9 protein-coding genes are annotated in these 11,096 nt (G+C 71.9%); 3 read left to right on the forward strand and 6 right to left on the reverse strand.

Going from position 1 to position 11,096, the window contains the following annotated elements; genetic code table 11:
* Position 1 precedes the first annotated feature (1 nt).
* The 4 genes from ACZ64A_RS04355 to ACZ64A_RS04370 all read right to left on the reverse strand — a co-directional run bounded on the left by ACZ64A_RS04355 (position 2) and on the right by ACZ64A_RS04370 (position 4,100).
* Complete coding sequence (locus tag ACZ64A_RS04355) at positions 2-1,261, reverse strand: nucleotide sugar dehydrogenase (protein WP_469808117.1); 1,260 nt, start codon at positions 1,259-1,261, stop codon at positions 2-4.
* On the reverse strand, positions 1,261-2,031 hold the full coding sequence (locus ACZ64A_RS04360) for a WecB/TagA/CpsF family glycosyltransferase (protein ID WP_469808118.1): 771 nt from the start codon (positions 2,029-2,031) through the stop codon (positions 1,261-1,263). Before ACZ64A_RS04360 ends, ACZ64A_RS04355 begins: the two co-directional genes overlap by 1 nt.
* On the reverse strand, positions 2,028-3,194 hold the full coding sequence (locus tag ACZ64A_RS04365) for a hypothetical protein (protein ID WP_469808119.1): 1,167 nt from the start codon (positions 3,192-3,194) through the stop codon (positions 2,028-2,030). The genes ACZ64A_RS04360 and ACZ64A_RS04365 overlap by 4 nt, the downstream gene beginning before the upstream one ends.
* A gap of 306 nt (positions 3,195-3,500) precedes the next feature.
* Positions 3,501-4,100, reverse strand: coding sequence for an acyltransferase (locus ACZ64A_RS04370; RefSeq protein ID WP_469808121.1), 600 nt, complete (start codon positions 4,098-4,100; stop codon positions 3,501-3,503).
* A 582-nt stretch (positions 4,101-4,682) separates the two neighbouring features.
* Here ACZ64A_RS04370 and ACZ64A_RS04375 point away from each other — a divergent pair.
* The 3 genes from ACZ64A_RS04375 to ACZ64A_RS04385 all read left to right on the forward strand — a co-directional run bounded on the left by ACZ64A_RS04375 (position 4,683) and on the right by ACZ64A_RS04385 (position 8,799).
* Positions 4,683-6,899 (forward strand): serine/threonine protein kinase, encoded by a 2,217-nt coding sequence (locus tag ACZ64A_RS04375; RefSeq protein WP_469808122.1) that lies wholly within the window; start codon positions 4,683-4,685, stop codon positions 6,897-6,899.
* A 144-nt stretch (positions 6,900-7,043) separates the two neighbouring features.
* Complete coding sequence (locus ACZ64A_RS04380; RefSeq protein WP_469808123.1) at positions 7,044-8,447, forward strand: DEAD/DEAH box helicase; 1,404 nt, start codon at positions 7,044-7,046, stop codon at positions 8,445-8,447.
* A 109-nt stretch (positions 8,448-8,556) separates the two neighbouring features.
* On the forward strand, positions 8,557-8,799 hold the full coding sequence (locus ACZ64A_RS04385; RefSeq protein WP_469808124.1) for a DUF5302 domain-containing protein: 243 nt from the start codon (positions 8,557-8,559) through the stop codon (positions 8,797-8,799).
* Between the two features lie 105 nt (positions 8,800-8,904).
* Here the strand turns inward: ACZ64A_RS04385 and ACZ64A_RS04390 are convergent, their stop codons facing one another.
* Together ACZ64A_RS04390 and ACZ64A_RS04395 are read right to left on the reverse strand one after the other, a co-directional pair.
* Entirely contained in the window at positions 8,905-10,125 is a 1,221-nt protein-coding gene (locus tag ACZ64A_RS04390; RefSeq protein WP_469808126.1) for a metallophosphoesterase, read from the reverse strand.
* Positions 10,126-10,438: 313 nt separating this feature from the next.
* Complete coding sequence (locus ACZ64A_RS04395; RefSeq protein ID WP_469808127.1) at positions 10,439-11,065, reverse strand: acyl-CoA dehydrogenase family protein; 627 nt, start codon at positions 11,063-11,065, stop codon at positions 10,439-10,441.
* Between the last annotated feature and the right edge of the window lie 31 nt (positions 11,066-11,096).

Consider the following 11,096-nt stretch of genomic DNA (forward strand, 5'->3'; position numbering starts at 1 on the left):
CTCAGAGCACCTCGATCGTGGGGCCGGCCGCCAGGCGCCGACGGCAGTCGAGCACGAACGGGGCGTACTCGGCGATCAGTTCGTAGTCGAAGCTGTCGTGGTCGGTGAGCAGGACGACCACGTCGGCGGCCGCCAGCTCCTCGGGCACCGGCTCCACCCGCACCAGCCGTGCGTCCACCGGCAGGTCCTCCACGACGTGCGGGTCCGCCGCCCGCACCTGCGCGCCCATGTCGAGCAGCAGCTGGGAGATACGCAGCGCCGGCGACTCCCGGGCGTCACCGGTGTTCTTCTTGTACGCCAGGCCCAGCAGCAGGATGCGCGAGCCGTTCACGGACCGGCGTCGCTGGTTGAACAGGTCGCTGATCCGGCGGGCCACGTACTCCGGCATATGGCTGTTGATGTCGTTGGCCAGCTCCACGAACCGGAAGGACTGGCCGAGTTCACGCTGCACCCGCCAGGACAGGTAGGAGGGGTCGATCGGCAGGCAGTGGCCGCCGACGCCAGGACCGGGCGTGAACTTCATGAAGCCGAACGGCTTGGTGGAGGCCGCGTCGATGGCCTGCCACACGTCGATGTCCAGGTGGTGGGCGAACATCGCGATCTCGTTGACCAGTGCGATGTTCACATGCCGGAAGGTGTTCTCCAGCAGCTTGGCGAGTTCGGCCTCCTTCGGGGAGCGCACCGGCACGGTGGTGTCGACGAGCTGCCCGTAGAAGTCCTGCACGGCCTTCAGGGAGGCCGCGTCGACACCGGAGACCACCTTCGGGGTCTGCTGGAGACCCCACACGGCGTTGCCCGGGTCGATCCGCTCGGGGGAGTAGCCGAGGTGGAAGTCGGCGCCCGCCTTCAGGCCGGAACCGTCCTCCAGGATCGGCGCGAACAGCTCCTCGGTGGTGCCGGGATACGTCGTCGACTCCAGGACGACGGTGGCCCCGGGGCGCAGATAGCGGGCGAGGGTGGCCGCCGACTCCCTGATGTAGCGCAGGTCGGGCGTGCCCTCGTGCAGCGGGGTCGGCACGGTGACCACCGCGACGTCGAAACCGCCGCAGTCGCGCGCCAGATCGCTCGGTCTGTAGGTGCCCTCGTCCAGCGCGGCGCGGATCCGCTCCGAGGAGACGTCCTCGACGAAGGACTCACCGGCGGCGAGGCTCTTGATCCGCCGGGCGTCGACGTCGTAGCCGATCACCTCGTGTCCGACCTCGGCGGCCCGGACGGCCAGCGGCAGGCCGACGTAACCCTGTCCAACCACGACGACGCGCATCAGTGACTCCTGTTCGCGGAAGCGGGCGACGGGGTGAGCCGGACGAACTCGCGCGCCGTCATGAGAAGGAAGGAGGCGTTGGTGGTGACATAGCGCCTGCCCAGGCGGCGCGGCTCCTGCAGCGCGCGGTAGAGCCACTCGAGCCCCCACCGCTGCCAGGACTCAGGGGCCCGCTTGGTGACCCCGGCCAGGATGTCGAAGGAGCCGCCGACGCCGTGCACGACACGGGCGCCGGTGCGGGCGCCGTGCGCGGCGGTGAAGATCTCCTTCTTCGGCGAGGTCATGCCGAGGAAGAGCATCCGGGCGCCGCTGCGGGCGATGCCGTCCGCGATCGCCTCCTGCTCGGAGTCGTCGAAGTAGCCGTTGCGGCTGCCGGCGACCTTCAGCCCGGGGAAACGGACCGCGACCCGGCGCAGCATCTCGGCGAGCACCTCCTCCTTCGCACCGAGGAAGTACACGGAGATGCCCTGCGTCTCGGCCTCGGCCAGCAGCCGCAGGAACAGGTCGATGCCGGCGACCCGTTCGGGCAGCGGGGCGCGCAGGACGCGGCCGGCCCACACCACGGCCTGCCCGTCGGCGAGGACCAGATCGCAGCCGGTGACGGCGTCGGCGAGGCGCGGGTCGCGCCGCATGTTCACCAGCTTCGCGGCGTTGACCACGCCGATCTCCAGCTGTCGGCCCTCGCGCACCGCTTCGAGGCAGCGCTCCACCGTCTCGTCCATGGTCAGCGCGTCCAGCTCGACCCCGAACAGGGACTGACGCGTGCTCATATACGGCCCCCCAGCCAGGCGTGCAGCATCCAGCCGAACTCGTACGGCCGGCACTCGCGGTCCACGGACAGCGGGCGGTACACCCGGTCCAGAGCCGTCAGCCGGAGGTTCGGCGCGACGCGGGTGGCGAGCCCGCGGGCGGCGCGTACGGCCTTCTTCGGGTCGCCCCGGAAGACCTTGCGCCAGGTCACGCCGAGCTCGTCCAGGATCACCGGCTCCCGGTGCGCGGCACCGGCCAGTTCGGGCACGTCCGTCATCCAGCGCAGGCCCTTGCGGATCGCCGCGCCGAAGTCGGTGCCGCCGGCGTCGGCCAGGTCGAACAGGGCGGTCGGGGCCATCGCGTGCTGGTGGACGCTGTAGACCGGGTAGCCCTCCACGACGCGGCCGGTGCGCGCGTCGTAGTGCCACCACCACTGGCCGCCCTCGCCCTGCAGCGCGCAGATGCGCTCCGCGCACGCCTCGGCCGCGGCGAGCGCCTCCGGGTCTCCGCCGTCGCTGCTCGCGTGCGCCCGGGCCAGGGCCTGCAGCGGGTACGTCTGGTCGGCGAAGCAGCTCACGTGCTCCCGGTACCAGGGCAGCAGGCCGGGCCCGGTGGCGTGCGGGAACAGCGGGCTGTCGCCGACGCGGGCGCGCAGCAGACGCGTGCGGGCGGCGGCGAAATGGGCCTCCACGTCGGCGCTTTCGCGCGCCGCGGCGAGCGCGGACAGCACCCATGCCGCCTCGACGGTGTACTGCGGCCGCCCCGCTGTGTCCAGGTCCTCGACCCGGGCGAGGGCGTCGGAGAGCTTGGGGTGGCCGGTGTCGGCGGCGGCCCAGGCGATGAGCGCCGCGTCACCGAGGTTGGTCACCGCGGGCAGCGACTCGACCAGCAGACCGACGAACTCCTCGGCCGTGCGTCCGCCGAGCACCGCGCGCTGGCGGTCCTCGGGGAGGAACCGGACACCGAGCGCGGTGATGGCCGCGTACCGGGTGCTGATCCCGCGCCGCTCAAGGGCCCAGGAGCCGTCGGGGCGCTGCTGCCCCGCCATGGTGAAGGCGAAGGCCTCACCGCCGGGCAGCAGCATCTTCGGCAGCCCCGACTCGGCGAGCGCGAGGAGCCGCCCGGCGAGGGAGAGAAGCGGCGGCTCCTCCTGGCCGAGCGCCGCGAGACGTGAAGTGGTCATCGTGTGGACACACCAACCCCCCAGTTGTGCACAGACTTGTGATCGCCGGGACACGGGGCCGCACGGCGGAAACAGACGTCGGACGCCGGTCGTCGGACGTCGAAGCGCGGATGTGGATCCGCGGATGCCGATCGTCGGACGTCAGGTGCCGGAGCGGCGCTCGCTCCTCGCGTCGGACACAGATGTACCCACCCGGTACCCCCCCTGGGCGCTGGATTGTGTGCTCACTGTGCCCCGCCTCCACAGTACGCACACATGTTATGCCTGCGGATGTTCGAGGAATGGCGTTTTGCGAAAATCAGAAAGTCATACGCGCTCGAAAAGTTCGCCGTTCTTCTCGTCGTAGCGCGCGCCCGTCTGCGGGCACTCCCACGCGCCCGGCTCACCGTCGCGCTCCACCAGTCGTACGCCGGCCCGGCCCACCCAGCCGATCCGGCGCGCCGGAACGCCCGCCACCAACGCGAAGTCCGGCACGTCACGGGTGACCACCGCCCCCGCGGCGACCAGCGCCCAGCGCCCGACGCGCACCGGCGCCACACACACCGAACGCGCCCCGAGGGAAGCCCCCTCGCCCACGGTCACGGCCACCGCCTCCCAGTCGGCGCCGCGCTTGAGCCGGCCCTCCGGGTCCACGGACCGCGGGAAGTAGTCGTTGGTGAGCACGGCCGCCGGACCGACGAACACCCCGTCGCCGAGCACCGCGGGCTCGTACACCAGCGCGTAGTTCTGCAGCTTGACGTGGTCCCCGATCCGCACCCCCGGCCCCACGTAGGCCCCCCGGCCCACGATGCACCCGCTGCCCAGCACCGCGTCCTCACGTATCTGGGCGAGGTCCCAGACGGTCGTCCCGTCCCCGATCGTCGCGGCCTCGTCGACCTGCGCGGTCGGCTGGATCCTGGAACTCATGGCGCTGAACCTTTCTCTCCTGGAGCGGGCCGAACGCCGCGTCCCCGCGCACACGCGGTGACGGCGGCGGACCACCCACGTGCGGGGCACGCGCCGAGCAGCCGACCGCCGCACCGAACGGCCTGCGCCGCACTGAACCCGTCGAAACGTCCCGGTGCCGCACCGGACCGGCCGAACGGCCCGTTTGATCGCCGCGCCGCCGAAAGTACCGCCCCAGCGCCCGCCGAACCAGACCGTACTCAGTCAGACAGGGGTTCGCTTTCCGGCAGCGGGAGCCGGCCTCGTCATCACCCGGCCCGAAGGACACTCAGGTGTCGGCTGATCCCCGGGGTCACAGGTCGGGGGAGTTGACGGTTCCTCTGTCGCCGGTCTGGAGCCGGGTGTTCCGGTATTAGAGTGTCATCCGCTGATGAGGGGGGCTTCATCGCACGGCCGCCGCCACAGGTTCGCCGGCGCCCGGAGACGGCCGCGCCCGCACCGTCCTGATCGGTCGTGACGGCGCAGAACACCAGGGGGGTACATGAAGCGTCAGCACGGTCCGCGGTGTGGTCTCCGCGGACGGACGGCGCCGTCCGTACGGCCGTGCCCGGCATCGGGGCGTTGCTCGTGCCGGTGAACCTGCCCGAGCGCATCGGCCCCTTCCGGCCGGTCCGGCACCTCGGAACCGGCGGTATGGGCACGGTCTACTACGCGATCGACCCCGGCAGCGGGCGTCCCCTCGCCGTCAAGGTCCTTCACCAGGGCTTCGCCGACGACCCCGCGCACCGGGCCCGGTTCCGCCGGGAGACCGCCACGCTGCGCAAGGTCACCGGCCCCTACCTCGTACCGCTGGTCGACGCCGACCCCGACGCTCCGCTGCCCTGGCTGGCGACCGCCTACGTCCGGGGCGACACCCTGCAGCGGTACGTCCGTGACACCGGCCCGCTGCGCGCGGACAACCTCCTGACGTTCGCGGCCGCCGTCGCCCACGCGCTGGCCTGCGTCCACGGCGCGGGTGTCGCCCACCGCGACCTGAAGCCGACCAACGTGCTTCTGGCAGCCGACGGTCCGCGCGTCGTGGACTTCGGCATCGCCCACCACCTGGACGCCACCGCCATCACCGCGACATCGGTGACGACGGGCACTCCCGGCTGGATGGCACCGGAGCAACTCACCGACGGCACCACCCTCCCGGCCTGCGACATCTTCTCCTGGGGGCTGCTCGTCGCCTACGCCGCGGCCGCGGCCCACCCCTTCGGAGCTCCCACCGGGATCGACCACCGCATCATCAATGCCACGCCCTCGCTCCACGGCGTACCCGAAGCCCTGCTGCCCCTGGTCCATGACGCCCTGCGCAAGGACCCCGCCGAGCGACCGAGTGCGGCGGAGCTCGCCGAGCGGGCGGCCGCCGTCTACGGGCCGACGGGGACCGCCGTCTTCCCCACCATGGCCTACACGCGGTCCTTCGAACGGGCCGGAGCCGAGGTCACCGTGCCGCTGGACCGTGTGCGCTGGAACGTCGCTCTGCCCGCCGAGCCCTCCACCACCGAGGGGCCTGCCGGCGAGAAGCCCGCGCACGACGACGAGATCGCCGCTCCGGCGCTCCCCTCCAAGCCCCTTCTTCCCCTGGTTCCCGAAGAGCCGTCGCCTACCGGACAGGGCGCACGCCGGGACGTCCCTCCGGTCGCCCCGTTTTCGTATGCCCCGGCACCGCCTACCGCTGCTTCAGGGCCCACACCACCCGGGCGCCGTACGCGACGACGTCGCGTTGTCCTCTGCACGGTGGCCGGCGCCGCGGTGCTGGGCGTCGTGGCCGGCGCCGTGGCGGCCCGCAACAACGGGACGGATGACGCCGCCCGGCATCCCGTCGCCGGCTCGACGGCCGAGCCGAAGCGGACGACGGCGAGCCGGCCCCCGGTCGCCCCGTCTCCCTCCGCGCCCGAGAGCCCGAGTGCCGAGGCAACACCCGTACAGGAACCGGAACCGGTGGCCCTCTTCGGGGGCCTGCGTGTCACGCTTCCCGCCGACTCGGAGCTCGAGTTCTTCCGGTCGGGCGACGAGGCTGCGGACACCGGATCGCCGTGGGGGACCACGGAGACCACGCAGAGCACGGCAACGGCCGACGCGACCAGTGCCGACTTCGTCCTGCACGGAAACTCCGACAGCGGTGTACGCCTTGTCTACGCGCCGAGCCTGACCCTGGACGAGATCAAGGAGGGCCAGACGGGCTCCGGCTCCATGTGGTCCGTGGAGAGCCAGGACAGTGACACCGTCACGGACGAGTCGGTGATCTCCGTGAAGGAGGGGCCACTGACCGAAGTCGGCGGCAAGAAAGCCATGAGCTGGACGTTCGGCACGGATGTGCTGCCCGACTACGACGGCTCCCGCAAGAGCAGCCACCGCGTGTGGTGGCTGCCGTACAGCAAGTACCTCTTCTACACCTACGGGAAGCACGACAAGGCCGCCGACGCCGCCGTGGACGAGCTGATCCAGACGATCGGCTTCGAGGGCACGGAGATGCCGCGCGACTGCGCGGACGCCGTCGTGGCGTTGGACAAGGCCGCCGCGAGCGGTGACCAGACGGACGATCACGGCGCCCTCACCAACTGTTACGAGGCGGCGGCGCACGGCGCCGAACAACTGGACCCGGGGACGGTGCACACCAAGACGGAAGCCGCGTGCATCGCCCTCGTCGAGGCCTACGGCGGGTACGGTTCCTACCCCGCGTACGACGAGGCGAAGGCCTACAAGGAACTGCGCCCCTGGTGTGACATCCCTGGGGAAGTGAGGAATCCGCGCCTGCCGGACTGGGCCGCCTGACGGCGTGAGTTTCTGCCCTGTGCTAGTCTCATGCGTTTGCGTGGTCGTCGCGGTGGGCGATTCTGCTTGGTCGGTTCCGCTGGTGCGTGGGCTGTTCCAGCCTGCCGGGCCTTCCTCGGTACGTTCCCCTGCGGAAGGCTGTTCATGAAGCATCCCGATGGCTCCGGCATCACTCACGGCGCTGCCGCCCAGTCCCCGGCCACGAGTCCGGTCGTCTCCTTCGCCGACTCGGCACTGCCCGAGGCGGTGCTGCGGACGCTGAGCGGACTCGGGGTGCGCGAGCCCTTCCCGATCCAGGCCGCCACCCTGCCCGATGCCCTGAAAGGGCGCGACGTCCTCGGGCGCGGGCGCACCGGCTCGGGCAAGACGCTCGCCTTCGGTCTGCCGCTGCTGACCCGTACGGCCGGGCGGCGCGCGGAAGCGAAGCAGCCCCTCGCCCTGATCCTCGTGCCCACCCGGGAGCTGGCCCAGCAGGTCACGCAGGCGCTGACGCCGTACGCCGAGGCATTGCGGCTGCGGATGGCCACGGTCGTCGGGGGCATGTCGATCGGCCGGCAGGTCGCCGCGCTGCGTGAGGGGGCCGAGGTGCTCGTCGCCACCCCCGGACGCCTGCACGACCTGATCGAGCGCAACGCCTGCCGCCTGGGACGGGTGCGGATCACCGTGCTGGACGAGGCCGACCAGATGTGCGACCTGGGGTTCCTCCCGCAGGTCGTCGACCTGCTCGACCAGGTGCGCCCCGACGGCCAGCGGATGCTGTTCTCGGCCACTCTCGACCGCGACGTCGATCAGCTGGTCAGCCGCTACCTCCACGACCCCGTCGTCCACTCGGTCGACCCCTCCGCCGGCGCGGTCTCGACGATGGAGCACCACGTGCTGGTCGTCCACGGCCCCGACCGGTACGCCGTCACCACGGAGATCGCCGCCCGCGACGGCCGCGTCCTGCTGTTCCTCGACACCAAGCACGGCGTCGACCAGCTCACCCGGCATCTGCGGGCCAACGGGGTGCACGCCGGGGCCCTGCACAGCGGAAAGTCCCAGCCGCAGCGCACACGGACCCTGGCGCAGTTCAAGAACGGTGGGATCACCGTTCTGGTGGCGACCAACGTCGCGGCCCGTGGCCTGCACGTCGACGACCTCGATCTCGTGGTCAACGTCGACCCGCCCACCGACCCCAAGGACTACGTGCACCGCGCCGGCCGCACCGCCCGCGCCGGCGAATCCGGCCGCGTGGTCACCCTCGTGCTGTCCGGCCAGCGCCGCGAGACCAGCCGCATGCTGGCCGAGGCCGGTATCGAGCCGACCGTCACCAAGGTGCGCTCGGGCGAGGCCGAGCTGAGCCGGATCACCGGCGCCAAGGCCCCCTCGGGCGTCCCCCTCGACGCAGGGTCCGCCTTTCCCCGGCCCAAGAACGGCAACGCCCCCTTCCGCGGCCTCGGCACCAGCAAGGACCCCTCCCGCGGCAGCGGCGGCAAGTCGCGCAAGGCCGGCGAGGCACGCAAGCTCGCCGAGGCCCGCAAGGCCGCGCTCGTGCGGCGCAACGGCTGACAGCCGACGGGGCGCCCGCCGAAACGGACCAAATGATGTTGTCGGCGCCCCGCTCCTCGTCCGGCATGACAAGCTGTGCTTGCTCACCCCCCGGACCCAGGAGGTCACCATGACCGCAGAGCCCGTATCGCCGGAAGGTTCGGAGCCGGCTGCCCCGCAGACGCCCTCTCTGGCGCCGGACAGCGACGGCAACTACGACCTCAAGCGCAAGTTCCGTGAGGCCCTGGCCCGCAAGCGCGGCGCGCAGGCGGACGCGGCCGACGTCTCCGCCAACCCGGATGCGTCGAAGGTGCGCTCGGCACACGGTCCGGCCGCGAGCCAGCGGTCGTTCCGGCGCAAGAGCGGCGGCTGAGTCCACCTGCCTCTCGCGGGTTCGGGAACGGCCGCCTTCCGGTCAGCAGCGGGCCGGAGGGCGGCCGTTCCCGATCCTGTGATGGGGGGGCATGCCCTCCCGGTGCTACGGCGAGGTGGGCGGCTGCGGGCTGCGGAGCACGAGCAGGGTGATCTCGCTGGGTGCGAAGACGCGGAACGGCGGGCCCCAGAAACCGGTGCCGCGGCTGGTGTAGAGGAGGGTCCGCGTGCCGTGGTGGCTGAGACCGGCGAGGACGGGCTGGTCGAGGCGGACCAGGTGGTGGAACGGCCAGATCTGACCGCCGTGGGTGTGGCCCGAGAGCTGCAGATCGATGCCGGCGGCTGCCGCCCGGTCGATGAACTTGGGCTGGTGCGCCAGGAGCAGGACGGGCAGACCGGGGTCGGCGCCGTTCAGGGCTCCGGCGAGGTGGGCGCGGTGGCCCGCCAGGCCGGAGGACTCCGCGGTGACGTCGTCCACGCCGGCGACCACGAGGGTGTCGCCGCCGCGTTCGAGCAGCAGGTGGCGGTTGCGCAGCGGCTCCCAGCCCAGCTCGTCCATCAGGTCGACCCAGCCCTGGGCCTCGCTGTAGTACTCGTGGTTGCCGGTGACGTACACCCGGGCATGGGCGGCCCGCACGGTACCGAGGGGGACGGCCTGGGCGCGGCGGCGTTCGGCCGTGCCGTCCGCGATGTCACCGGTGTGACAGACCAGGTCGGCCTCCAGGGCGTTCACCTGGTCGCACACCCGCGCCGACCAGCGGGCACGATCGAGCGGACCGTAGTGCGTGTCGGTGATGAGGACGACACGCAGCCCGTCCAGTCCGGCGCCCAGCCGCGGCAGCCGTACGTCCAGTCGGCGCACCCGTGGCACGCGGCGGGCCTCGGTGTACCCCCAGCCGAGCAGGACGGCGGTGACACCGAGGACAGCCCACGTGACGATGCGGGCCCGGTCCTCACTCCCGCCGACGCCGGCCAAGGCCAGCGCGAGGCGCAGGAAGACGCCGAGCAGAACGGACCAGGTGAACAGGACCCAGCTCACGCCCAGCAGGGTGTCACCGACGATCGCCGCCCGGTCCTGCTGACGCCGGCCGTGGCCGCGCGCCATCGCGAGCGGCATACCGGCGAGGCCGAGGACGAACAGGACGGTGCCGGCCGACGTGACGGGCAGCGGCCAGTGCTGGCCGGTGTACAGGAGCACCCCGCAGGGCACGGCCCACAGCAGGACGGGGGCGACCAGGGGGAGGTAGCGCATCACGCGCCGCAGCCGGCTCGGCCGGGGCGCCCGCGCCTCACCCTCGGCGGGCCGGGTGTTGCTGGTGTCGGTCACGCGCGCGCTTCCCTTCCCTGGCCGGGATGACCTCTCGCGCACTGTATCCGGTCACCGTCGAAGCGACCGGACCGGCGGTCACCCTCAGTCCGGACCGGCGGTCACCCTCGGGCCGGACCGGTGGTCACCTGGGGCCGGCCGGACCGGCGGTCACCCTCAGCCCGGACCGGTGGTCACCACACCGTTCCGCGGGGGCGCTCAAAGCCGATGGTCGATGAAGATGTCGCCAGACCGATGCCCCGGCTGCCGCCGGACATGAGCATGGTCCGGCCGGCCAGGGACATGTCCTGATCGCCTGCTCCTTGCCGAAGGCTCACTTCGTGATCTCCTTGCCGAAGATGGTGCGGGCGATGACCCACTTGAGGATCTCGTTCGTTCCCTCGTAGATCTCGCCGATCTTGCTGTCCCGGTAGAGGGCCTCGACCGGGCCCTGGGTACCGTCGGCACTGAGCTCCCTGGCGAAACCCAGTCCGCCGAACGCCTGGACGGCGTCGCGGGCCAGGTCGACGGCCAGCCTGCTTCCGTAGTACTTCGCCATCGCCGCCGCTGGCTCCGGGAACGTCTCGCCGCCGTCCCGGCGCAGGGCGGCCTTGAGATACAGCGAGCGTGCGTTCTCGATCTGCGTGGCGCGCTCGGCCATCAGGAACTGCCAGTGCTGGTTGGCGGCCACCGGTCGTCCGAAGGCGTGCCGCCTGGCAAGGTGCGCCACAGCGTGGTCGAAGGCGGCCTGCGCCATCCCGACACCGGCGGCCGCGATGCCGATGCGTCCCAGGGTGAGGGTGGCCAGCGCGTGACGCAGTCCTTGTCCCTCGACGCCGCCGAGCAGATTCTCGTCGCTCAGCTCGACGTTCTCCAGCCGGACGTCGGCGGTGAGCTGGCCGCGGTTGCCCATCTTCAGGTCGGGTTCGCCCACGCGGACACCGGGGAGTGAGGTGTCCACGATGAACATGGACAGCCGGTCGCCGGTCCGA

The organism is Streptomyces sp. NPDC104814 (genome assembly GCF_055583185.1).